At 50.8% G+C, this 24,848-nt stretch carries 19 protein-coding genes and 1 tRNA gene; 17 read left to right on the top strand and 3 right to left on the bottom strand.

Annotation, left to right across the window (positions count from 1 at the left end; all coding sequences use genetic code 11):
* Positions 1-6: 6 nt before the first annotated feature.
* The 8 genes from hisI to FYJ24_RS12585 all read left to right on the top strand — a co-directional run bounded on the left by hisI (position 7) and on the right by FYJ24_RS12585 (position 6,895).
* Positions 7-429 carry a phosphoribosyl-AMP cyclohydrolase gene (gene hisI, locus FYJ24_RS04325; RefSeq protein ID WP_318656538.1) on the top strand — a complete coding sequence of 141 codons (423 nt, stop codon included), beginning with the start codon at positions 7-9 and terminating at the stop codon, positions 427-429.
* A complete protein-coding gene (gene trpC / locus FYJ24_RS04320; protein ID WP_154543924.1) occupies positions 413-1,261 on the top strand; it encodes an indole-3-glycerol phosphate synthase TrpC in 849 nt (282 codons plus the stop codon). The genes hisI and trpC overlap by 17 nt, the downstream gene beginning before the upstream one ends.
* Complete coding sequence (gene trpB, locus FYJ24_RS04315) at positions 1,258-2,505, top strand: tryptophan synthase subunit beta (RefSeq protein ID WP_318656529.1); 1,248 nt, start codon at positions 1,258-1,260, stop codon at positions 2,503-2,505. The genes trpC and trpB overlap by 4 nt, the downstream gene beginning before the upstream one ends.
* Entirely contained in the window at positions 2,502-3,314 is an 813-nt protein-coding gene (gene trpA, locus FYJ24_RS04310; protein ID WP_154543922.1) for a tryptophan synthase subunit alpha, read from the top strand. Before trpB ends, trpA begins: the two co-directional genes overlap by 4 nt.
* Positions 3,311-4,258 (top strand): prolipoprotein diacylglyceryl transferase, encoded by a 948-nt coding sequence (gene lgt / locus FYJ24_RS04305; protein ID WP_318656528.1) that lies wholly within the window; start codon positions 3,311-3,313, stop codon positions 4,256-4,258. The genes trpA and lgt overlap by 4 nt, the downstream gene beginning before the upstream one ends.
* A 29-nt stretch (positions 4,259-4,287) precedes the next feature.
* Positions 4,288-5,712: a pyruvate kinase gene (gene pyk / locus FYJ24_RS04300; RefSeq protein ID WP_154543920.1), complete on the top strand. Its 1,425-nt coding sequence runs from the start codon at positions 4,288-4,290 to the stop codon at positions 5,710-5,712.
* Between the two features lie 107 nt (positions 5,713-5,819).
* Positions 5,820-6,611 (top strand): class I SAM-dependent methyltransferase, encoded by a 792-nt coding sequence (locus FYJ24_RS04295; protein ID WP_154543918.1) that lies wholly within the window; start codon positions 5,820-5,822, stop codon positions 6,609-6,611.
* Between the two features lie 50 nt (positions 6,612-6,661).
* Positions 6,662-6,895 (top strand): hypothetical protein, encoded by a 234-nt coding sequence (locus FYJ24_RS12585; protein ID WP_206192491.1) that lies wholly within the window; start codon positions 6,662-6,664, stop codon positions 6,893-6,895.
* A gap of 390 nt (positions 6,896-7,285) precedes the next feature.
* Here the strand turns inward: FYJ24_RS12585 and FYJ24_RS04290 are convergent.
* Positions 7,286-7,362, bottom strand: a tRNA-Leu gene (locus tag FYJ24_RS04290).
* Between the two features lie 69 nt (positions 7,363-7,431).
* Between FYJ24_RS04290 and FYJ24_RS04285 the strand changes: the two genes are divergently transcribed.
* From FYJ24_RS04285 to FYJ24_RS04250, 8 genes are all read left to right on the top strand, one after another.
* Complete coding sequence (locus FYJ24_RS04285; protein WP_154543916.1) at positions 7,432-8,025, top strand: ANTAR domain-containing response regulator; 594 nt, start codon at positions 7,432-7,434, stop codon at positions 8,023-8,025.
* 5 nt (positions 8,026-8,030) lie between these two features.
* Positions 8,031-10,703 (top strand): DNA polymerase I, encoded by a 2,673-nt coding sequence (gene polA / locus FYJ24_RS04280; RefSeq protein ID WP_154543914.1) that lies wholly within the window; start codon positions 8,031-8,033, stop codon positions 10,701-10,703.
* Between the two features lie 191 nt (positions 10,704-10,894).
* Positions 10,895-12,361 (top strand): 30S ribosomal protein S1, encoded by a 1,467-nt coding sequence (gene rpsA, locus FYJ24_RS04275; protein WP_154543912.1) that lies wholly within the window; start codon positions 10,895-10,897, stop codon positions 12,359-12,361.
* An 81-nt stretch (positions 12,362-12,442) separates the two neighbouring features.
* Entirely contained in the window at positions 12,443-13,069 is a 627-nt protein-coding gene (coaE, locus tag FYJ24_RS04270; RefSeq protein WP_154543910.1) for a dephospho-CoA kinase, read from the top strand.
* Between the two features lie 63 nt (positions 13,070-13,132).
* Positions 13,133-15,223 carry an excinuclease ABC subunit UvrB gene (gene uvrB, locus FYJ24_RS04265; RefSeq protein ID WP_318656527.1) on the top strand — a complete coding sequence of 697 codons (2,091 nt, stop codon included), beginning with the start codon at positions 13,133-13,135 and terminating at the stop codon, positions 15,221-15,223.
* Between the two features lie 131 nt (positions 15,224-15,354).
* Positions 15,355-16,353, top strand: coding sequence for a TerC family protein (locus FYJ24_RS04260; protein WP_318656526.1), 999 nt, complete (start codon positions 15,355-15,357; stop codon positions 16,351-16,353).
* Complete coding sequence (locus FYJ24_RS04255; protein ID WP_154543906.1) at positions 16,343-18,700, top strand: cation-translocating P-type ATPase; 2,358 nt, start codon at positions 16,343-16,345, stop codon at positions 18,698-18,700. The genes FYJ24_RS04260 and FYJ24_RS04255 overlap by 11 nt, the downstream gene beginning before the upstream one ends.
* Positions 18,690-19,475 (top strand): alpha/beta fold hydrolase, encoded by a 786-nt coding sequence (locus FYJ24_RS04250; protein ID WP_154543904.1) that lies wholly within the window; start codon positions 18,690-18,692, stop codon positions 19,473-19,475. Before FYJ24_RS04255 ends, FYJ24_RS04250 begins: the two co-directional genes overlap by 11 nt.
* Here FYJ24_RS04250 and FYJ24_RS04245 read toward each other — a convergent pair.
* Entirely contained in the window at positions 19,472-19,789 is a 318-nt protein-coding gene (locus FYJ24_RS04245; RefSeq protein WP_154543902.1) for a YciI family protein, read from the bottom strand. The genes FYJ24_RS04250 and FYJ24_RS04245 overlap by 4 nt on opposite strands.
* A 206-nt stretch (positions 19,790-19,995) precedes the next feature.
* Between FYJ24_RS04245 and uvrA the strand changes: the two genes are divergently transcribed.
* A complete protein-coding gene (uvrA, locus tag FYJ24_RS04240) occupies positions 19,996-22,848 on the top strand; it encodes an excinuclease ABC subunit UvrA (RefSeq protein WP_318656525.1) in 2,853 nt (950 codons plus the stop codon).
* A 3-nt stretch (positions 22,849-22,851) separates the two neighbouring features.
* On the opposite strand, the gene FYJ24_RS04235 is transcribed toward uvrA, so the two are convergent.
* Positions 22,852-24,789, bottom strand: a complete 1,938-nt coding sequence (locus tag FYJ24_RS04235) for an AMP-dependent synthetase/ligase (protein ID WP_154543900.1) — start codon at positions 24,787-24,789, stop codon at positions 22,852-22,854.
* Between the last annotated feature and the right edge of the window lie 59 nt (positions 24,790-24,848).

Raw genomic sequence — 24,848 nt, 5'->3', positions numbered from 1 at the left:
GTAAGAATAGGTGTTGTGTTAGATGACGAGATTGCAAGCCGACTCAAGCGTGACGCTGACGGCCTAATATGCGCAGTAATCCAAGATTTACACACCAATGAGGTTCTCATGGTGGGGTGGATGGACGACGAGGCGCTTGCTCGCACTTTGGACACTGGTCGGGTGACTTTTTGGTCGCGTTCACGTCAGCAATATTGGCGGAAAGGCGATACCTCGGGACATGCGCAGTTCTTGCAGAACGTGTCTATTGACTGTGATGGGGATGCATTAGTATTACAGGTTTTTCAAGTAGGAGCAGCATGTCACACTGGGGCTCGAAGTTGTTTTCAAGCAGGAGGGTTGCTTCCGTATGGCGGCGCAGAAGCCGCCGCGATGGCATACAACACTATTATCGATGCCGGAGGTGATGTCGATGACAGTCCTCGATGACATCATTGCGGGTGTACTAGAAGACGTAGCGGAAAGAGAGGCGAAGCGTCCACTTGACCAGGTCAAGGAGGATGCTCAACGGGTACCCGGGGCGAAGGACGTTCTCGGAAGCCTAGCGGGTGGGCCTGGTGCGACGTCAATCATTGCTGAGGTGAAGAGGGCCTCCCCTTCGAAGGGACACTTATCATCGATCCCTGATCCTGCTGAGCTTGCAGCGCTATATGAAGAAGGTGGCGCTGCCATGGTCTCAGTGTTGACGGAACAGCGGCGTTTCAAAGGATCCCTTGCAGACCTAGATGCAGTCCGTGTCGCTGTTGACGTTCCAGTTCTGAGAAAAGACTTCATTGTTACCTCGTACCAGGTGCACGAGGCCAGGGCACACGGGGCTGATGCCGTGCTGCTGATAGTCGCTGCCTTAGAACAACAAGCGTTGGTTTCTTTAGCTGAACGCATTAAATCACTGGGGATGACGCCGCTAGTAGAGACACATTCCCGTTTAGAGGCTTTGAGAGCACTCGATGCAGGTGCTGACCTTATTGGTGTCAATGCCAGAAACTTGAAAACACTGGATGTCGACCGACGCACAGTGGAGGAAGTTATTGATGTCATTCCAGCGGACGTTGTTGCCGTAGCTGAATCTGGGGTACGGGGACCACGGGATGTACTCGATTATGCTTTGGTTGGGGCTGACGCAGTACTTGTTGGGGAAGCCCTGGTCACGAAGGGACGCCCCTTAGAAGCAATTAAAGACCTAGTCAGCGCCGGACAGCATCCGGCTCTGCTCACAGACAGAAAACAACGCGTCCGTGACGCAAGAGAGGATACTCGGTGAGCCAGTCCAGATCGCACTATTTTGGAGAATTCGGCGGGCGATATTCTGCTGAACCTCTCATGTCGGCTATCGAAGATCTCGATAAGGCATGGCAGCGGCTCTGGCATGATGAAGCATTTCGTTCTGAATTCCACCGATTGCTCAAAGACTATGCTGGGCGTCCTTCACTTCTCACAGAAGTGCCACGTTTCGCAGCTGGTACAGGCGGAAGAATCTTCCTCAAAAGAGAAGATTTGAACCACACAGGGTCCCATAAAATCAATAATGTTTTAGGACAAGCCTTACTGACAAAGGAACTGGGAAAAAAGAGGGTTATTGCTGAAACTGGGGCGGGACAACATGGTGTTGCGACAGCGACAGCGGCAGCTCTCCTCGGATTAGAGTGCACCATCTATATGGGACAAGAGGACACAGAACGGCAAGCACTCAATGTTGCCCGGATGCAAATTCTCGGGGCCGAAGTTATCGGCGTAACCCAAGGATCGCGGACTCTCAAGGATGCCATCAACGAGGCTTTTCGGGACTGGGTAACCAACGTTGAGACAACCAACTATGTGTTCGGCACAGCTTCGGGACCACATCCTTTTCCCGACATCGTAAGGGATTTACAGAGTGTTATCGGGATTGAGGCCCGCCAGCAGATTCTGCACGTGACAGGTGAACTACCAGATGCGGTATTTGCCTGTGTTGGTGGAGGATCAAATGCGGCGGGCACTTTCGCGCCCTTTGAGGATGATTCCAGCGTGGTACTTATCGGTTGCGAGGCTGCAGGTGACGGTTTGGAAACAGGGCGAACTGCAGCCTCTATCAGTGAAGGCCATATCGGAATTTTGCATGGTGCGCGTACGTTCGTTCTGCAGGAACGCGATGGACAAACTAAACATTCTCACTCGATTTCGGCAGGTCTTGATTATCCAGGAGTAGGACCGCAACATGCTTATTGGGCCCAACAAAAACGCGTGCAATATGTCGGTGTAACCGATAGTCAGGCAATGGATGCTTTTCTCAGGCTTTCGCGAACTGAAGGAATCATTCCAGCCATTGAGTCGGCGCATGCGCTTGCAGGCGCATTGCAGTGGCTCGAAGGCCGCTCTGACCAACCAACGGTGATCGTAACGTTGTCAGGCCGCGGTGATAAAGACATGGAAACTGCCTCCGAGTATTTCGGACTAGGAACACCGCGATTCGACGTGGTCGATCCTTCGGCGCAAGGTGGTCGCAGCACAGTGGAGGCAAAGAAATGAGGCAACAATATCAGTCAGGACCGGTTATTGACCGCGAACTCGCTTTAGGTAATGCTGCCCTGGTTGGCTATCTTCCTATCGGTTTCCCGACGATCAAACAGTCGATAAAATCTGCGCAAGTCATGCTTGAAAACGGCGTCGATATCATCGAGTTGGGTTTTCCATATACCGATCCGGCAATGGATGGGCCGGTAATCCAACAAGCGACGACGGTTGCATTAGAAAGAGGTACCCACTTGGAGGACCTCCTTGATGCAGTAGAAGCTCTTTCTGCATCTGCGCCGATTCTGTCAATGACGTATTGGAATCCTGTGCATTGGTATGGGGTGGATCGGTTTGCTCAAGCATTTTCTGTGGCGGGTGGTGCTGGACTTATTACACCTGACCTGCCACCTGAAGAGGCTGCGCAGTGGATCGAAGCATCAGATAAATATGACTTGGAGCGAGTATTTCTAGCAGCTCCTAGTTCAAGTGCAGAGAGACTCAAGACGATCGCAACAGCCTCTCAGGGGTGGGTATATGCGGCCTCGACGATGGGAGTAACAGGACAGAGGGCCTCGGTGGATGTTAGGACTCGTGACCTCGTCCAGAGATGCAGAGATGCTGGAGCAAAACGAGTGTGTGTTGGATTGGGCGTGTCTAACGGCCAACAGGCGCGTGATATTGCCGACTACGCTGATGGGGTGATTGTGGGGTCAGCATTCATCAAGCCATTGCTGTCTGAGCCTTTTGAGCGTGCAATCCTAAGAATCGCCGATCTCGCCCAAGAACTCAAGGACGGTGTTACACGTACTAAGGTTAAGGCGTGATTCTAACTTCGATCCCTTCACCGCCTGTTGGCGTGTGGTATTTAGGGCCAATACCTATCCGGGCCTACAGTATCCTCATGGTGTGCGCGATTGCGCTAGCAGCCTGGATTACCTATCGTCGCTATGTAAAGCGGGGTGGACTTGCTGACGTCGCGTATGACACCTTTTTTTGGGCCATTCCCTTCGGAATTGTAGGTGCGCGTCTTTACCATGTCGTTACTCACTGGGGAGATTTTTTCTATCCCGGCGCTGACCCTTGGGCAATTTTTAAGACGTGGGAAGGCGGAATAGCGATATGGGGGGCCATCGGATTTGGTGCTGTGGGGGCTTTCATTGGCCTTCGTCGTGCGGGTCAACGTGTTGGTCCATTTGCTGATTCTCTTGCTCCAGGGTTACTTATCGCTCAGGTATTAGGCCGAGTCGGCAACTATTTCAACCAAGAGCTCTATGGCGGTCCTACGGATCTGCCGTGGGGATTGGAGATTTCTCCAGAGCGAATGGTGGAAGACTACCCACCCGGTACACTTTTCCATCCAACTTTTCTCTACGAGGGATTGTGGAATACCGCTGGCGCATTGATTCTGTTGTGGCTCGATAGGCGATTCAAATTCAAATCTGGTCAGATTATGGCTCTCTATATGGTCATATATGGTTCTGGTCGTTTTTGGATCGAACAGATACGTACCGACTTTTCCTATGCGTTTTTAGGCATAAGGACGAATGCCTGGACAGCACTGTTGGCAGTTGCTCTAGGTCTGTTGGTTTTCTTTATCGCTGGGCGCATAGGGGCTCCTTCTCAAGTAGATCGCGCGGAGCGATTGCGATATTTCGAGCTTAGAGCTGAGCGAAAAGGTGAGTCGATTCCTGAAAGCGAGTTGGCTGAAGCCACACTTGGCGATACTTCCGATGCGGAAGATAGCGCAGAGCACGATAGACTTAAATAAATAGACAAGGTAAAGGATATGGTGATCGTATGCGGCGGGCCAAAATAGTCTGCACAATCGGTCCGGCAACGGAATCTCCTGATGGCATTCAATCATTGGTCGATGCAGGCATGGACGTCGCGCGAATTAATCGCAGCCATGGCACTGCTGAGCAACATGAGGAAGTCATTAAACGGGTGCGTAAGGCGGCTGACGCTAGCGGACGCCCAATTGCGATTCTTGTTGACCTTCAAGGTCCGAAAATTCGTTTGGAGACTTTTGCTGAGGGACCTCAGCGTCTCGAAGTGGGGGATACCTTCACTATTACGACGCTGGATACCCCTGGCACAAAAGAACTAGTGGGGACGACTTTCAAAGGACTTCCAGGCGACTGTAGCCCCGGAGATAGACTACTTATTGACGACGGTAACGTTGCAGTGAGAGTTGTCGAAGTGACAGAAACTGATGTTATTACCAGGGTAGAAGTTCCGGGTGTGGTCTCTGACCATAAGGGTCTTAATCTTCCAGGGGTGGCAGTATCGGTCCCTGCGTTGTCGGAAAAAGATCGTGATGATTTGCGTTGGGCACTTCGCATCGGCGCAGACTTCATAGCATTGTCATTTGTTCGGGATGCCTCCGATTATCTAGACGTACGAGCCATCATGGAAGAAGAAGGTACGATTCTTCCCGTTCTCGCGAAGATCGAGAAGCCACAGGCCGTTGAAGCACTTTCTGATGTAGTGGCTGCTTTCGATGGCATTATGGTTGCCCGAGGAGATCTGGGCGTAGAAATGCCGCTCGAGGCAGTACCGCTGGTGCAGAAACGTGCTATTGAGTTGGCGCGGCAAGCTGCGAAACCGGTGATTGTTGCGACACAGGTCATGGATTCAATGATCTCTAATCCGCGTCCCACGAGGGCGGAAGCGTCAGACTGTGCGAATGCAATTTTGGATGGGGCAGACGCGGTGATGCTCTCAGGTGAAACGTCGGTCGGGGCATACCCGATTCAAGCAGTTCGGACGATGGCGCGAATTATTGAGAACACCGAGGAGAACGGGGGCGAGAGAATCGCGCCGCTCGGTGCATTTGCCGTCGATCGTTCGGGAGTAATATGCGAGGCCGCTGCAGGTATTGCCGAGAGCCTTGATGCCAAGTATTTGGTGACTTTTACCCAAACTGGGACTACTGCACGTCAGATGTCACGCATGCGTAGTCCTATTCCTAACCTAGCCTTTACCCCCATCGCACGTGTGCGCCGCCAGCTAGCACTGTCATGGGGCGTGATTCCCTTCGAAGTAGCACCGGTAACCCACACGGATGAAATGGTGGAGCAAGTGGACCAGGTGTGTCGAAATGCGCATATCGCAGAAGACGGAGACACTTTGGTCATCGTCGCGGGTATGCCACCAGGGGTGGCTGGATCTTCCAACCTGATGCGCGTACACAATGTGGGTGAAGACGCCAGCGTAGGTTAAGATTCCTGTAAAGACTCTCACAGTTTTGTCTGAACATTCTGAAGTCCATTGCTAGTTCAGAATGGATGAGTCCGAGACTGTGGGAGTCATTTTTGTACCATATGACTATGTCAAACCGCTATACACATGGTCATCACGAATCGGTATTACGCTCTCACCGAAGCCGAACTGTGGAAAATTCAGCTGCCTATCTACTACCTTTTCTCAACGATGACGTGCATCTTCTTGATATTGGAGCAGGGCCGGGGACAATTACCGCTGATTTTGCCGAAAAAGTAAAGCACGTCACAGCTACGGAAATAGGCATCGAACAGCTTTCTTTGTCGAAGCAAACCATGTCAGAACGACAAATTTCGAATGTATCTTTTGCAGTTGAGAATGTCGAAAAGCTGAGTTTCCCCGACGATAGCTTCGATGTAGTGCACGCTCATCAGGTGCTACAACATGTCTCTGATCCTGTTCAGGCCTTGCGAGAAATGCGGAGGGTCATGCGACCAGGTGGAATAGTGGCCGTTCGCGATTCAGACTACGCAGGATTTGTTTGGTATCCCGCTGCGCCAATGATTGATAAATGGTTGCATCTCTACTCAACAGTTGCTCGACTTAATGGGGGAGAACCCGATGCGGGTCGTCGGTTGTTGTCATGGGCGCAGCAGGCAGGTTTTGCCGACATCCAGGCATCATCATCAACCTGGTGTTACTCGACAGAGGCAGAGAGACAATGGTGGGCTGGATTATGGGCTGAGAGAATTACCGAATCATCTATTGCTAAACAACTTGTCGACCACGGTTTAGCTTCAACGGATGACTTACGTGCAATTAGTGATGGTTGGCTCCAGTGGGCGGAAGCAGATGATGGTTGGTTCTCTGTTTTCCATGGAGAGATATTGGCCCGTTAGTGGGACGGTTCAGTTCTACTTTTCCAAGCATGGAGCTATGAACTGTAGCCGTGGCTTGTGCACGGGCTCGACAGGCCTATATCTCCACGACGGTAGTTGTTGAGTTGTGCGCGGTAAGTAGGTCTTGGAGGTTTGCTGGAAGTAGCATTTTCTCGGTAGCGCTTCCTCTGTGGCTGATGGGATCTATTACACCTACTTCGTCGGCAGTAGCGCTCAACGAAACAGGACATCCACACGGCCATGTGGGTCGGTCGCAGTGGGGCATCGTTGTCATTGAGTCATGAATACAGCCCATTGAGACGAGACCTGCGACGTTGTTAAATCCTCTTCGAACAGGGGCCTCTTTGAATTTTCAGAGAGATAGCAGGAGATTTTCACTATTGTGACATTCGTACCAACGAGTGATTGATATTTGCCGATCTACAGAAAACGGAATACCAGTGAGAACCAGCACATACGGATACTCGTTGCGCGGACATGATGGGTGAGGACCACGATCCTTAACTAACGCAGTGCAGCAGCCTGGGCCATGTGGTAACTGCCGGGGCGGCATACCGCCCCTTACACAGTTTTATGACCCCGTACGTGGGAACAAGATGGTCACACGCACCACCCTCCAGAATCCCAAGAGTCGGTTTGATATTCCTTTATCAAATACGATCTATAAGACATTGTGGTACCCCGAGTGAGATTCGAACTCACAACAAGCCGGGTTTGAGCCGACCGCCTCTGCCAGTTGGGCTATCGGGGCAGACGCACATGTGCGCGTAGTCAAGGATAGAATAAGAACCTACGAGTACACAAACCATAGGATAAGTAAATGACTAATGACGTGCCAACGCCCAAGCGAGTGCTTGTTGCAGAAGATGAAACCCTTATTCGCCTCGACATTGTAGAAACCCTGGTAGGAGCGGGTTTCGATGTTGTCGGTGAAGCAACCAATGGAGAAGAAGCTGTAAAGCTAGCTCTTGAGCTAGAACCAGATCTTTGTGTCATGGACGTGAAAATGCCCAAGTTAGACGGCATTTCAGCAGCTGAAGAGATACTCAAGGAGCTTTCCTGTGCAGTGGTAATGCTCACAGCCTTTTCGCAGACTGAATTGGTTGATCGTGCAGTGGAGGTTGGTGCCATGGCGTACGTGGTCAAGCCCTTCAGCCCATCGGACCTTATTCCAGCCGTAGAGATCGCTCTTTCTCGCTACGCTCAGATTGAGTCTTTGGAAAATGAGATTGCGGATCTTTCCGAACGGTTCGACACTCGCAAACGTGTTGATCGCGCCAAGGGATTGCTCATGGAAAAGATGAACATGACCGAACCAGAGGCATTTCGGTGGATACAAAAGACTTCGATGGATCGGCGTCTATCGATGCGTGAAGTTGCCGACGCTGTAATCGATCAGGTGGCTACGGACTAATTTTTATGAGTCAGGATCGCAACACTGTATTAGTCGTCGATGGACACTCGATGGCCTTTAGAGCCTTCTACGCACTTCCGGTGGAGAATTTCACTACAAGGGGAGGGCAAGCAACCAATGCCGTATATGGCTTTATTGCGATGTTGGTGAAACTGCTGGAGACAGAAAGACCTAGCCATGTGGCGGTGGCTTTCGATCTTTCACGGCACTCGTTCCGAACCGAGGAATATCCTGAATATAAGGGAACGAGGGATGAGACTCCAGAGGATTTTAAAGGTCAGGTCGAGGTTATTGAAGACTTGCTGGCGAATATGGGGATCCGTACTCTAACCAAAGAAAACTATGAAGCTGATGACATACTGGCCACTTTGGCTGCGCAGGCTCCTCGCCAGGGGATGCGTGTCCTTTTAGCTTCAGGAGATCGCGATACGTTCCAGCTTGTCACCGATGAAGTGACAGTGCTTTATCCCGGACGAAGTGCTTCAGACCTGCAATACATGACACCAGAGGCGGTCGAAGAAAAGTACGGAGTTACTCCTCAGGAATACCCAGACCTTGCTGCTCTTGTGGGGGAAACCTCGGATAACCTTCCGGGAGTTCCGGGAGTTGGGGCTAAGACGGCGGCTCAGTGGATCAACAAATTTGGGGGGCTCAAAGGAATTCTTGAGCATGTTGATGACATTGGGGGGAAGAGGGGCGAGGCTCTGCGGGAGAATCTTTCCGATGTTGAGCGAAACCGCAGACTCAATCGATTAGTTGATGATCTCGATTTAGACGTCACGATGGATCAGCTGCGTCTGCAGTCGGCCGATTTTGACGCATTGGATCAGCTCTTTGATACATTAGAGTTCTCCACTCTCCGCAAACGTGTATACAGGGTTTTGGGACGCGAGGCTGATACGCAACGAGCCTCAGCCATAGCAAGTGACATGCCCGAATTGGTGATGAAAGAAGTAACTATCGCTTCGCCGGAGACTGATGTGGAAGCGTGGCTTTCATCATATGCATCGGGAACGACTGCGCTCACTTTTGAAGGAAATGGGCGGGTCACCGAGGCGGACTTGTCAGTCGTCGGTCTCTACGGTAACTCTCACGGCCTTGTATTCGATGCGACCCGGCTCACTTCGAAACAGGAAGAAGCAGTTACCGCGTATCTCAGCGGACATCCATCCCTCATCATCCACGGTGGAAAAGCGGCAGAACACGCATTTGCTTCGCGAGGCTGGAAGTTACCTCCACCTGTGTTTGATACTCAACTTGCTGCCTATCTCGCTCGTCCAGATCGTCGTGCCTACAGCTTTGCTGAAGTTGTATCCCAGTTTTTGGGTGAAGGAATGGGTGGGGCGGAGCCTGCAACTCTTTTCAACACCAATGACAAGGAGCCTGCTGAACACGCATTGTTATTAGCGCGCCTCGAACCAGTATTACGCGATGTCCTTAATACGCAAGAAGCTCTTCCGCTCCTCGAAAGTATGGAAATCCCGATGCAGACTGTACTGGGACAAATGGAGCGCGCTGGAATCGCCATGGATATGCGGGTACTTGAGGAGCTATCTCAAGAATTACACGGGAATGTGGAGCGGGCCCGAAGTGATGCTTATACAGCGATTGGTCACGAAGCCAATCTGGGTAGCCCGAAGCAACTCCAAGTCATTCTTTTTGAAGAGCTGGGGATGCCCAAGACTCGGAAAACTAAGACGGGGTGGACTACCGATGCCGAAGCGTTGCAGGACCTATTTGCTCGCACAGGACACCCATTTTTAGAAGCGCTCCTCAGACACCGAGATAGTTCGAAGCTCATGCAGATGGTGGACTCACTGATAGGGGAAGTGCAACCAGACGGGCGCATTCACACGACATTTCAGCAAACTGTGGCTGGAACTGGAAGAATTGCTTCCTCTGATCCAAATTTGCAAAATATTCCGGCGCGCTCTGATACGGGCTTGAGAGTTCGGGGAGCTTTTGTTGCAGGCGATGAATACGCGTCCCTGATGTCAGTTGACTATTCGCAGATAGAAATGCGAATTATGGCTCATCTATCTGAAGATCAAAAGCTCATTGATGCTTTCAACATGGGCGAAGATCTCCATCGCTCGATGGCTGCAATGGTCTTCGATGTGCCAGTCGATGAAGTGACCGCTGCTCTTCGTAGTCGCATTAAAGCCACATCCTATGGCTTGGCTTATGGACTATCTGCATATGGACTTTCTAAGCAACTTGGAATAGGAGTCGATGAAGCGCGCCAGCTGCGAGAGAAGTACTTCGAACGATTCGGCGGCGTGGGGCGCTATCTTCAAGAAGTAGTGGCACAAGCCCGAGACACTGGTTACACAGAGACGATGTTCGGGAGACGCCGATATTTCCCTGATCTACAATCGACCAATCGGCGTGTCGTGGAGATGGCGGAAAGGGCTGCCCTCAATGCTCCGATTCAAGGGAGCGCGGCTGACATCATCAAAATTGCGACCGTGGAAGTCAATAATCGGCTGCAACAAGGCCACTACAGATCACGTTTACTACTGCAAATCCATGATGAACTACTGCTTGAGATCGCTGAAGGTGAGCGTGAAGAAGTTGAGCAATTAGCTCGTGAGGCTATGGCCTCTCCAGTGAATATGTCGGTTCCTCTTGAAGTCGCAGTGGGTGTGGGACATTCATGGAAAGATGCCGCTCATTGATCTGGACCACACGCGCGTGAGGAAAATGACGATTTTGTAGCGAAACCGTTACATAGATGGGTGAAGTTGGCGCCGTTGCGCTGGTAGACTCACCTAGGTGCTAATGGGATTCGACCTGCACTTGTGGGTCAGATCACATAGGCATTAACATTGTCCAATTAGATAAAGTCCGTTTCGGAGTAAACAACTACATGACCGCTACTACCGCCCAGCCAGGCGCTGGCACCCCACAAGTCGCTATCAATGACATCGGGACAGAGCAGGATTTGCTCGCCGCGATTGACAAAACCATCAAGTACTTCAACGATGGCGACATCGTGGAGGGAATCGTTGTCAAAGTGGACCGTGATGAGGTTCTTCTTGACATCGGTTACAAGACTGAGGGAGTCATTCTCTCCCGTGAGCTTTCCATCAAACATGATGTGAATCCAGATGATGTTGTCGCTGTCGGTGACACCATCGAAGCACTCGTTCTTCAAAAAGAAGATAAAGAAGGTCGTCTCCTTCTTTCCAAGAAGCGCGCACAATACGAACGTGCTTGGGGTGAGATCGAGAAGATTAAGGAAGATGACGGTGTCGTTACCGGTACAGTCATTGAAGTAGTCAAGGGCGGTCTTATTCTCGACATTGGCCTACGCGGATTCCTCCCGGCTTCCTTGGTTGAGATGCGTCGTGTACGTGAACTTGGCCCATACATCGGGCGTCAGCTCGACGCTAAGATTATTGAGCTGGATAAGAATCGCAACAACGTTGTCCTTTCACGTCGAGCATGGCTTGAGCAGACTCAGTCTGAGGTTCGTTCGAACTTCCTGGGAACGCTTGCCAAGGGCCAGGTCCGCAAGGGCGTTGTTTCCTCGATCGTCAACTTTGGGGCATTTGTTGACCTTGGAGGCGTAGACGGTTTGGTTCACGTTTCAGAGCTATCGTGGAAGCACATTGATCACCCATCAGAGGTAGTCGAGGTTGGCACTCCTGTTGAGGTTGAGGTCCTTGAGGTCGACATGGATCGTGAGCGCGTTTCCTTGTCTTTGAAGGCAACTCAAGAAGATCCATGGCAGACATTTGCTCGCATCCACGCCATTGGCCAGGTTGTTCCTGGTAAGGTCACCAAGCTTGTTCCGTTTGGCGCATTTGTTCGCGTTGAGGACGGCATCGAAGGTTTGGTTCACATTTCAGAGTTGGCCACTCGCCACATCGAAATGCCCGAACAGGTTGTCAAGGTCGGTGACGATGCCTTTGTGAAGGTGATTGACATCGATTTGGAGCGCCGTCGTATTTCTCTGTCGCTAAAGCAAGCTAACGAGGGAGTGGACCCAACCTCTGACGAGTTTGATCCTTCGCTCTACGGTATGGCTGCCGAATACGATGAGAATGGCAACTACAAGTACCCAGAAGGCTTCGATCCTGAAACTCAAGAGTGGATGGAAGGCTTCGAGGCGCAGCGTGAGGCTTGGGAAGCCCAGTATGCCGAGGCTCAAGCCCGGTGGGAAGCTCACCGCACACAGGTTGCAGCGTCGTTGGCAGCTGAGGCCGAGGAAGCTGCGGCTGCAGGTGAAGCCGCACCGTCGTCGTATTCTTCAGCAGAAGATGCATCCGGTACTCTTGCTTCCGACGAGGCCCTTGCGGCTTTGCGTGAGAAACTAACAGCGGGCAACTAACGGCCTATTTTCATCACATCTCATCAGGCCCCCAGGTCACACCTGGGGGCCTTTGTGTACCGCGCATAGTACGATGCTCATGTGTTGAAGATATTACGTGACATACCTCCTCAAGGTAGTAATGCAAAAATTTTTGGCCTCACGGGGGGTATAGGAGCCGGGAAGAGTACTGTAGCTACACTTCTTTCTCAACGAGGTGCCTTCGTAGTCGATGCAGACCAGGTGGTCCGCGATTTACAGAAACCGGGTGGAGAGGCTGTTGAGGCACTAGTCGACGCTTTTGGTGATAGTGTTCTTGACAGCGGAGGCGGGATCAATAGGACGGCGCTAGCTCAAGTAGCTTTCCGCAATGACGAAAACCGACGACTTCTCGAAGCAATCATTCATCCGAGGGTGAGACAGAAGGTTCAAGAAATATTTGCAACACTAGAGCCCGGTCAGGTCGGCATCTACGACGTTCCTCTTCTAGTTGAGACCGATATGGCCCGCCAGTTTGCGGGGGTGATAGTCGTGGAAGCCCCATTAGAGGTTCGCTTGGACCGTTTGGAACGCCGTGGAATATCCCGAGAAGAAGCATTGCGTAGGATTGCAGCTCAGGCTACTGATGAAGAGCGTCGGGCTGTAGGTCACGTAGTTATCGAGAACGGTAAAGATCACACTCATCTGACCGGGGTGGTTAATGCCTTATGGGAGCTGATTGTCCACTGAGTATGTGGTTTGCTTGCAGCAAATACTTTCTCATTTGTCGTAGCCTACCTTTACCATGAGGTTGTGGAAGATAATCAGCTGCAGCGAAGTACAGAGCACCCTTTTGAGGTCATTTCTGAGTACACTCCTTCTGGCGACCAGCCAACGGCAATCAAAGAGCTAGCTGAACGCCTCAATAACGGTGAACAAGACATCGTGCTCTTAGGGGCAACCGGTACTGGAAAGTCGGCGACCACAGCCTGGCTGATTGAAAAAGTCCAGCGCCCTGCTTTGGTCATGGAACCTAATAAGACCTTGGCTGCTCAACTTGCGTCAGAGTTCCGTACTTTACTACCCAACAACGCAATTGAGTATTTTGTTAGCTATTATGACTACTATCAGCCAGAGGCTTATGTTCCGCAGACGGATACTTTTATCGAAAAAGATTCCTCCATTAATGACGAGGTTGAGCGTCTTAGGCATAGCGCTACAAATTCATTGCTCACTCGGGAAGATGTCGTTGTAGTCTCATCCGTCTCATGTATTTATGGATTGGGTACTCCTGAGGAGTACGTTGCCCGAAGGATCACACTCGAAGTTGGGATGGAAATAGACCGGGATGCGCTCTTGCGGGCATTCGTGGGAATGCAATACACCCGCAATGATGTTGCCTTCGCTCGCGGGACTTTTCGTGTTCAGGGAGATACTATCGAAATCATCCCAGTTTATGAAGAACTTGCGATTCGTATCGAAATGTTTGGTGATGAGATCGATTCGCTTTCGGTATTGCACCCGTTGACCGGTGAAGTCATGAGAGAAGTTACCCGCGTTCATGTTTTTCCAGCTTCCCACTATGTAGCAGGGGAGGAACGCATGAAGAGAGCGATCGCCAGTATTGAAGAAGAACTGGATGAGCGGATTCGGTGGTTTGAAAAACGGGGTAAGTTGCTAGAAGCTCAACGACTGCGCATGCGCACAACCTATGATCTTGAGATGATGCGTGAAATAGGATCGTGCGCGGGAATCGAGAATTACTCTCGCCATATCGACGGGCGTGAAGCTGGCTCGCCACCGCATACTTTGCTTGACTTCTTTCCCGATGATTTTGTTTTGATCATCGATGAGTCTCATGTGACAGTCCCTCAGATAGGCGCAATGTTTGAAGGAGATATGTCTCGGAAGCGAACGCTAGTAGAACACGGATTCCGACTTCCTTCAGCAATGGACAACCGACCATTGAAATGGGACGAATTCTTAGAACGTATTGGGCAAACAGTATACCTATCGGCCACTCCCGGTCCTTATGAGCTAGGACGTGACCCTAACCCTGTAGAACAGATTATTAGACCTACAGGATTGATTGATCCTAAAGTCGTGGTCAAACCCACGGAAGGTCAAATCGATGATCTTCTTGAACAGATTCAAGAACGAGTAAAACGCGACGAACGGGTCTTGGTTACTACTTTGACCAAGAAAATGGCTGAAGAACTGACAGTGTATTTGGCAGAGCGCGGTGTGAAGGTCGAATATCTCCATAGTGATGTCGATACCTTGCGAAGAGTTGAACTACTCCGGGAGCTCAGACTCGGAAAATTTGATGTTCTGGTAGGCATCAACCTGCTTCGAGAAGGCCTTGATCTTCCCGAGGTCTCATTGGTATCAATCCTTGATGCCGATAAGGAAGGATTCTTGCGTTCAACCCGGTCTCTGATCCAGACCATTGGTCGTGCCGCGCGAAATGTCACCGGAGAAGTCCATATGTATGCAGATCATGTGACTGACTCCATGAAATCAGCTATCGAAGAAACTGAAAGACGGCGCGCTAAACAAATCGCCTACAACGAGGAACATGGTATTGATCCTCAGCCGTTGCGTAAGCAAATTGCAGACGTGACAGATCTCCTAGCGCGGGAAGATATTGACACACAAGAACTCCTTGCGGGAGGTTATCGAAACACCCCTGTAGCTGCTACCTCGCATGGTCTTGGGAAGCAAAGTGAAAAGGTGACAAGAGCTCTGGGCAGTGCGGAATCGGATCTTGTGGACCTGATTGGTAGTCTCTCAGAACAGATGCACGCTGCTGCAGAAGAACTCCAATTTGAGCTTGCTGCACGTTTACGTGATGAGATCGGTGATCTCAAGAAAGAGCTAAGACAAATGAGGGCGGTAGGTTAGACTCTTCACCGAGGGGAGTAATCCTTCTAAGCTCGGGGTCGTCAACACAGCCAGCGGCTCGGTCCCGACACCTTACCGGGTGGGATGAGACCTCACTGTCCTTTGACGTCTTTGCGATAGGTAGAAACCCGGTGGATGTACATCTCACTGCATGGCTAGTCCTTGCAGCTATCATTCTTGTACTTATTACAGTCGACATCGTCGGCCATGTTCGTACCCCCCATGAACCAACACTCAAGGAAGCAGCCTGGTGGTCTGTTGGCTACGTCCTTTTGGCAGTAGTGTTTGGCGGCATCATCTGGGCTGTATGGGGCGGACAATATGCCGGCGAGTACTTTGCAGGATTCATTACGGAGAAAGCACTCTCCCTCGATAACCTCTTTGTGTTTGTCATCATCATTTCGTCCTTTCGAGTACCCAGGCAATATCAGCAGAAGGCATTGCTCTCGGGGATCATCATTGCCTTGGTTCTTCGTTTGGCCTTTATTTTGGTGGGTGCAGCCATCATCGAAAGATTCTCATGGGTGTTCTATATCTTTGGAGCATGGCTATTGTGGACTGCATGGAGCCAGGCGCGCGAGGGGGTAGAAGACCCGGATAAACAGCCTGAGGGAGAGTTCAAAGAGAATGCATTCTTACGAATTATTCGGAAGATTGTGCCAGTAACCGAGGGATTCGTAGGACAACGATTCGTGACCCGGCGCGCCGGAAAAACGATGATAACCCCATTGCTGCTGTGTGTTATCGCTCTCGGAGGAGCAGATTTAATGTTTGCCTTCGACTCGATTCCGGCTATCTTTGGCCTCACACGTGAACCCTATTTAGTCTTTGCTGCTAATGCCTTTGCACTTCTAGGGCTGCGCCAACTGTATTTCTTGCTCGACGGACTTTTGACCAAGTTGGTTTATCTTCACTATGGACTTGCCGCTATTTTGGCTTTTATTGGAGTGAAATTAGTTTTGCACGCACTCCACGAGAACACTGTTCCCTTCATCAACGGAGGAAATGGGCTGGCAGTTCCCGAAATATCGATTCCCGTCTCGCTTGGTTTCATCTTTGGCACCATACTTGTCACAGTAATTGCTTCACTGTTAAAGACACGTGCGGGAAAGAAGGACGATGACAAGTAGCCAGGAGGCTATCGGCCTGACGCAGGCTGAAGTCGATGCGGCGCATCAAGCCGGTCAAACCAACTATGTTCCTCGAACGACTTCACGGTCTATCAGCGAGATTTTTCGCGCAAATGTCTTTACGGTTTTTAACGCGATTCTCACAGCAGCTGTCATTGCCGTTCTTGTTGCTGGTGATCCCCGTGATGCTGTATTTGGCCTTGTGATGGTGATCAATGCGGTCATCGGAATACTGTCTGAACTTCGTTCTAAACGCACCCTTGACTCGGTTGCTGTCCTTGAATCGCCACAATCGACGGTATGGAGAGACGGTAAAGAGCAGACGATTGACTCGACTGACCTTGTTATTGGTGACGCTGTTTCGCTGGCATTAGGTGATCAAGTCCCAGCCGATGGGAAGATTGTACGTTCAGCAGGCCTAGAAATAGATGAGTCTATTCTCACTGGGGAGTCGCGTCCCGTTCACAAGAGTGTTGATGACAAAGCAATGTCGGGTTCGGCGGTAGTGGCCGGATCTGGAGTCATGATCACAGAGAAGGTCGGAAAGGATTCCTGGGCGCAGCAAATAACAGCTGAAGCCAAGAAATTCTCTTTGGCTACCTCAGAGATTCAGCAGGCAATCAATTCCGTGCTCAAAGTCATAACCATTGCACTGCCGTTTGTCGTGGGACTGCTCATGTGGTCCCAGCTGAGAGCTGAAGGTGGAAGTCCCCGAGTGGCTATAGTGCTGGCGGTGGCGGGAGTCGTGGGAATGATTCCTCAGGGGCTCGTGCTCTTGACATCGATGAATTTCGGGCTAGCGGCCGCAACGTTGGCTCGGCGAGGAGTCCTTGTTCAAGAGTTACCGGCCGTCGAAATTCTTGCCCGAGTTGATGAGCTTTGTTTAGATAAAACCGGAACTATCACAACCGGCGGCATTCGGGGTAAAGAAGTCATTTGGGACGATAAGAACGGCGACTCTGAAGGCGTGGGAGTCCTTGCTTATCTCACCCGTGATCGAGCAAATGCAACGGCAGTTGCCGTACAGGACCTATTGGGTAAATTGCATGTGCAACCCTTTGAAGGCGGAACGGAAATTCCTTTTAGCTCTTCACGAAAGTGGTCGGCTATCCAGACATCTGCTGGTAAAACGTGGATTCTAGGAGCTCCTGAAATACTCTTATCTGATAATGCGGCGCCCTGGGCTTCCGACATTGTTGCACAGAGCTCTCGCGCTGGTAATCGAACATTGTGTCTTTCGATTTCCGACAGTCCGATTTCTCAGGATATGGAACTTCCTCAGGAAAGGACGCCTCGCGCAATCATTGTTTTGGAGGAGGACATTCGTTCTGATGCGCATGCAACCTTGGACTACTTCAAGGATCAGGGCGTGCATGTGCGCATCATCTCAGGTGATGCGCCCGCCACAGTTGGTACGATCGCTAAAAATGTGGGCCTGCGTGGTCCAGATGGTGCAGATCCCGTCATAGTCGACGCTCGTACACTCCCACCCATTGAAACACCTGAATTTGATGCAGCTATAGAGCAGGTGCAGGTATTCGGGCGAGTAACACCTGAACAGAAAAAAGGACTAGTTCTTTCAATGCAACGCGCTGGGCACACCGTTGCCATGACCGGAGACGGAGTCAATGATGCGCTGGCTCTCAAGACTGCGGATCTTGGAATAGCAATGGGTAACGGTGCCCCGGCGACAAAGGCTGTTTCCCGGCTCGTTCTCATGAATAGTCAGTTTTCTGTTTTGCCGGGGGTCGTTGCTGAAGGCAGACGAATCATCGCGAACATGGAGAGGGTATCAGCTCTATTTCTTTCCAAAACAACCTACGCTATGCTGCTTGCAGTTGTGGTATCGATTTTCGCGTGGACATATCCTTTCTTACCAAGGCACCTCACCTACATAGGCTGGTTCACAATCGGTACTCCCGCATTTTTCCTGGCACTGGCACCCAATTCCCAGCGGTACCGGCCAGGCTTCCTACGACGAACACTCTCGGTTGCGATTCCATCAGGAATCATCATGGGGTTAGCAGCCTTGGGCGCCTACCTTGTTGTAGGCCCCAGTGATAAAGCTGGGCAGAGTGCAGCCACATTGACAATGATTATCGCTGCGTTGTGGTTACTCACGTTAACGGCCCGGCCCCTTGTTCCTTGGAGAATCGCTCTCATTGTCATAATGGTTCTCGGAGCAATCGTCGGTGTCCTCATTGAGCCGATTCGTTCTTTCTTCGCACTTGAATGGCCGAACTCGCAGCAGTGGATTACGATTGTATGCTTTGCTCTAGTTGCATGTGCTCTTATTGAAGTGAGCTTCCGCTTGACACAACGATGGAGGGATAACAATGTCGCATGAGAGAACCGTTTCCGGAATCGCCTTTTACGAGGATGGTCCTAGTGACTCTCCAGCTTTGGTTCTTGGGCATGCATTGGGCGCAAATAGTCAGATATGGAATGACGTCGTCGAAAGACTTGCGGGCCCTTTGCGGATCATTCGATGGGACCTGCCGGGCCATGGTTCTTCGGCAACTCTGTCCGCGCCTCTCACCATGAAGCACGTTGCGGAACTACTTTCACATGCCCTTAACGAAATAGGCGTCGAAAAATTTCATATTGGAGGAATATCTTTCGGTGGAACTGCGGCATTGGCGTTAGCCCAGCATTTTCCCGACAGGGTACGGTCATTAGCTATGTTTGATGCCGGTACCAAAACTGGTACCGCGCAGATGTGGCACGAACGGGCGGCACTTGTGCGGACTCAGGGGACTAAGGCTATCGTCGAGGATACAATGGAACGTTGGTTTACCGAGGATTTTTATCTGGGTGAGGGCAAATATGTATGCCAGAGGATTCGAGAAGCCTACGTTGAATGTGACCCTGAAGGGTTTGCAGCGTGTTGCGAGGTGTTGGCAGGAACAAATCTTGCAGGGGCTCCACCCCAAATTTCGTGTAAAACGCTGCTTGTCACAGGGGAATACGACGCAGGAATGAAACCTAGCCAATTGGACCTGTTAGGTGCGGATTTTTCGAGGGCGGCAGTTACCTCAATGGTTATACCGGGTACAAAGCATTTGACGTGTGTTCAAGCTCCAGAACAGGTAAGCGAGGCTCTGAAGAAGCACACAGCCTAAGAATGAGGGAAGGTAGTGTCGAATTCTTCAGCGTAGTCGCCGATGGTTGGTTGCCATTCCCTGACAATCACGGAGTGGATGAGGCCGTTGACTGAAAAAGGATCGTCTGCCAAAAGCTGTGTAGCATGTTGAGCACTGTCGGCACGGAGGATAACTAATGCGCCATTGAAGGTCGCATCTCGAAGAAAACCTGAAGCTAAAAGTATTCCTTGATCTTCCAGTGTGCGCATAAAAGCGCGGTGGGCTGGACGGAAATCACTGACAAGGTTGAGAAGGTCTTGGTCGTAGTGGTACTCGATCGCATATAGTGCCATATTTCAATCCTAACGCTTCTCAGAGCTAAAAGTATTTGGAATGTGACGTCCGAGTGCCTCCCTCGAAGGTATCCCCCTGAGTAAACCAGTGTGCCGGTTGTATATTTGTCGCTGCCATGGGTATTAGGACACTGTGACGTAAAAGAGGATTTATGCTGGAGTCGAACACATGTGCGATAAATCGATATTGGCACTAGAGTAGACCCGTGAGTAACGAGATTGTCGTGCGGGGTGCCCGCCAGCATAACTTGAAAAATGTTGATCTGGAACTCCCTCGAGACAAAATGATTGTCTTTACTGGGCTATCAGGGTCGGGGAAGTCCTCACTGGCATTCGATACAATCTTTGCAGAGGGACAGCGCCGCTACGTTGAGTCTTTATCTTCCTATGCTCGGCAGTTTCTTGGACGCATGGATAAACCCGATGTTGACTTTATCGAAGGCTTATCCCCAGCAGTTTCTATCGATCAGAAAAGTACCTCGCGCAATCCGCGTTCCACCGTTGGTACCGTCACCGAAGTCTACGATTACCTTCGTTTGTTGTTCGCTCGTGCTGGGGTTGCCCATTGCCATATCTGCGGTGAAAAGATCGTTGCGCAAAGTCCGCAGCAGATCGTTGATCAAGTACTTAAGTGGGATGATGGAACCCGATTCCAGGTACTTTCTCCAGTGATTCGTGGTCGTAAGGGCGAGTACGCGGAGCTTTTCTTAGATTTGCAGCAGCGCGGTTATGCTAGAGCAATCGTTGACGGGGAAATGGTTCGCTTAGACGATCCTCCGGCGCTTGAGAAGAAACTCAAACACAACATTGATGTTGTCGTTGATCGCCTCGTTATTAAAGAGGGATTGCAAGGTAGGCTCACCGACTCTGTCGAAAATGCCCTGGCTCTTTCTGAAGGACTGGTCATTATTGACAGAGTAGATCTTGATGCGAATGATCCTTCGCGCAGGAGAAAGTTTTCTGAGAAACGCGCTTGTCCTAATGATCACGAATTGATGCTTGATGAAATTGAGCCGCGCACATTCTCTTTCAATGCTCCTTATGGAGCATGCCCGGCATGTTCAGGGTTAGGCATGAACCTAGAGGTTGACCCTGACCTGTTAGTACCTGATGAGGAGCTGAGTTTAGGGCAAGGTGCGGTGGCAGTCTGGGGTGCCGGTAATAAATATCAGCAACGAACTCTGGCTGCATTGGCCAAACAGCTTGACTTCGATATGGATACTCCGTGGAAGGATCTTCCTAAAAAGGTGCGTGATGCCATCATTTGGGGGAAAGATTTTGAGGTTCATGTAAAGTACCGAAATCGATGGGGTAGAGAACGCGCGTACACAACAGGTTTTGAGGGAGCAGCCAATTATATTAATCGCAAGCGCGGGGAAACTGACTCCAATTGGGTAAGGGACAAACTTGATGGGTATATGAGGGAGGTTGAATGCGCCGTATGTAAAGGTGCGCGTTTACGTCCCGAAGTATTAGCGGTTAAAATTGCTGATCTATCGATTGCTGATGTCAGCAACCTGTCAATTGACCAAGCTAAAGATTTTCTCGACAATATCAATCTCGAGGGCCGTGAGGCTGCAATTGCCAAGCCAGTACTTATTGAAATTCAAGCGCGTCTGAAATTCTTAGTCGATGTGGGACTCTCATACCTGACTTTGGCGAGGGGCGCAGCAACTCTGTCAGGAGGTGAAGCTCAGCGAATTCGATTGGCCACGCAAATTGGATCGGGGCTAGTAGGAGTTTTATATGTGCTGGATGAGCCATCAATTGGGCTGCACCAGCGAGACAACAGACGTCTGATCGCAACCTTGGAGCATCTGCGTGACCTCGGAAATACTCTCATTGTTGTCGAACATGATGAAGAAACAATTGATTCAGCAGACTGGGTGGTAGATATTGGCCCTGGCGCTGGAGAACGCGGCGGAGAAATCATCTATTCAGGTCCGACAGCGGGACTTCTCGAGGCCCCGGGTTCTCTTACCGGAGATTATCTGTCGGGGCGCGCAAAGATTGACCAGCCTGAGCATCGACGTCCCATTGATCCAGAACGGCAGCTGACAATCAAAGGTGCGCGCGAAAACAACTTGCGTAATGTCACTGTTGACATTCCATTGGGGGTGATGGTCGCGGTTACAGGAGTTTCCGGTTCCGGCAAGTCGACCCTTATCAACCAAATTCTTTATCGCTCATTGGCCAATCGCCTCAACCGGGCCAGGCTGATTCCGGGACGTCATCGAGCAGTCACTGGGACTGAGCACCTCGACAAAGTGGTACATGTCGATCAGTCACCGATTGGGCGTACTCCCCGTTCCAATCCAGCAACGTATACGGGCGTATGGGACCATGTACGCAAGCTCTTTGCTGAGACAAATGAAGCGAAGGTCCGAGGATATGGCCCAGGGCGCTTTTCTTTCAATGTGAAAGGTGGACGATGCGAGGCGTGCAAGGGGGATGGCACTATTCGGATCGAAATGAATTTCTTGCCCGACGTGTATGTTCCCTGTGAGGTTTGTAAGGGTGATAGATACAACCGAGAAACGCTAGAAATTCTCTACCGAGGGAAAAATGTTTCCGATATTCTCAACATGCCCATTTCGGAGGCTGCGGAATTCTTCCAAGCAATACCCCGCATTGCTCGGCACCTCAATACTTTGGTCGAGGTGGGACTAGGGTATGTCCGCTTGGGGCAATCCGCAACGACTCTTTCTGGTGGCGAAGCACAGAGGGTCAAGCTGGCATCTGAGCTACAACGACGATCCAATGGACGCAGCATCTATGTGCTTGACGAACCAACAACGGGATTGCATCTCGAGGACATCCGTAAGCTGCTTCTGGTCTTGCAAGGACTGGTCGATAAAGGTAACACTGTGGTGGTGATTGAACATAACCTCGATGTGATCAAGAGCGCGGACTGGCTTATTGATATGGGGCCAGAAGGCGGCAGCAGTGGGGGACAGGTTGTCGCTCAGGGAACTCCCGAAGATGTCGCGAACGTTAAGAGATCGTGGACCGGTCAGTATCTACGTGAAGTGTTCTCTGCAGAAAAAATTTCAGCCTAGGTCTTATTTAGATGAGTCGAGTTGGGAGGCATCAATAGAGCCTCCGACACGAGAAATCTGGTCAGAAGAGAAATCATAGACTTCTGTAATCTCTTGAGCGTAGTCTTCAAGGACTTTGTGACGTTTGAGCTTAAGGGATGGTGTCAAGTACCCATTTTCTACTGTGAACTCAGTGTGGATTATGCGGTACCGACGAATGGATTCGGCTCGTGACACGCGACCGTTAGCCCTTACAATTGCTCGGGCGATCGCAGCTTTCACCTCTTCTAGGGAAGCAGCCTCGTGAGTGGAGACTACGTCTAGTCCGTGGTTCTTCAGCCACTGCGGAAGCATTTCTGCATCCAGTGTGATGAGGGCCCCGATGTAGGGGCGGGCATCACCAAATACCAGCACATGGCCAATGAGTGGATGGGTGCCGAGGTGATGCTCAAGAATTTCTGGAGAGACATTCTTGCCACCGGCTGTGACAATCAGTTCTTTCTTGCGTCCAGTGATGCTGAGGCGGCCGTCCTCGTCAATAGCACCCAGGTCACCCGTATGAAACCAGCCATCTTTGAAGGATTCTGCGGTGGCTTCGGGAAGGTTGTGATATCCGCTGGAAACTGATATTCCTTTGAGGAGCAATTCTCCGTCTTCAGCTATCTTCATTGAGTTTCCTGGCCACAAGTAGCCAACGGAATCGGGTGGGTTGTCGTCTGGGCGGTGAACGGTGATAGGACCTGTCGTTTCAGACAGGCCGTATCCTTGCAGCAAAGTGATCCCAAGACCTCGGTAAAAGTTGGCTAGGTCAGGGTTGAGAGGTGCGCCGCCGCAAATAATAGTGTGGAGATTAGGGCCCAAAATGTTACGAATCTTCCGCAACACTAGAGTGTCAGCTACACCATGAGCCAGCTTCAGTGCAAAAGTAGGGCCGTCGGAGGTGCGAATGGTAGAAGCATCAGGAATTTCAGACGCTGTTGTCTCGTCTTTCTCTTTTGGCGCAAGCGGGAAAGCGGTTGCCTGAGACATTTTTCGTGCAGTCTTCGCAGACCATGAGAAGAGTGCACCTTTGAGACCGGTACCGGTTTTTGCTGCTGCAGTATTATACACCTTTTCCAATACTCGTGGCACCGCTAACATCATTGTCGGTTTGAAAGTCTCGATATCATGGATAAGAGTCCGAGTGTCCGGACAAAAACCCAGTCGCCCCTGACCAATGAGAATACAGTGCATAACGAAACGAGCCAACACATGCGCAACAGGAAGGAATAGTAGAGTCCGTGAGTTGGGATCTTTGATGAGCTCTGGAAGGATATCGTGAGCCTGCATCCCCGCGCGCATAAAGTTGCCGTGCGATAGCTTTACACCTTTGGGCACTCCAGTTGTGCCTGAAGTGTAGATAATCGTGGCAACATCATCCATTGTCAGTTCTTCGACCGATTGCTCAATGATAGCCGGTTCTACGGCGTGGCCCTCATGAATGAGAACACGTATGCCCGCACGATCGATTGAAAGAATATCTTTTACTGAATCGGTACGAACTGAAGCAACGAGATCGGCCTGTTGTGCGGTTTGCGTCACAACCAAAGTGACATGGGCGTCCCTTAGGATATGTGCAATTTGAACAGCAGAGTCAGACTCATAGATGGGTACTGTTCTGGCACCCAACGATAAGATTGCAACGTCGAGAGCGGCCCATTCATAGCTAGTGGCCGCCAAAATAGCAACAGAGTCACCCTTGCGTACGCCAAGTCCGTACATTCCACGCGCAAGTTCTTTGACATGGGAGACGAATTCACCCGCAGTTACTTCCTGCCAATGCCCAACGCCAGCGCGCTTCTCCGCGATAATTTGCTTAGGTCGCTCTGTTGCTCTCTTGAACACCAGTGCCGGAATGCTGTCATTGTCATCGACTTCGATCAGCGCTGGGTTATCCCAGGCGCCATCTGGGCTTTGATGCATGTCCGTCCTTGTTTTGTAGGTTTATTCTCAAGTATTCTACAGAAGTTTAAGTATTTGTT

Source organism: Scrofimicrobium canadense (genome assembly GCF_009696615.1).
In the GTDB taxonomy this organism is placed as follows: Bacteria; Actinomycetota; Actinomycetes; order Actinomycetales; family Actinomycetaceae; genus Scrofimicrobium; species Scrofimicrobium canadense.
Note: the sequence above shows the minus strand (reverse complement) of the source record. Positions and strands in the feature narration are given on the sequence as shown.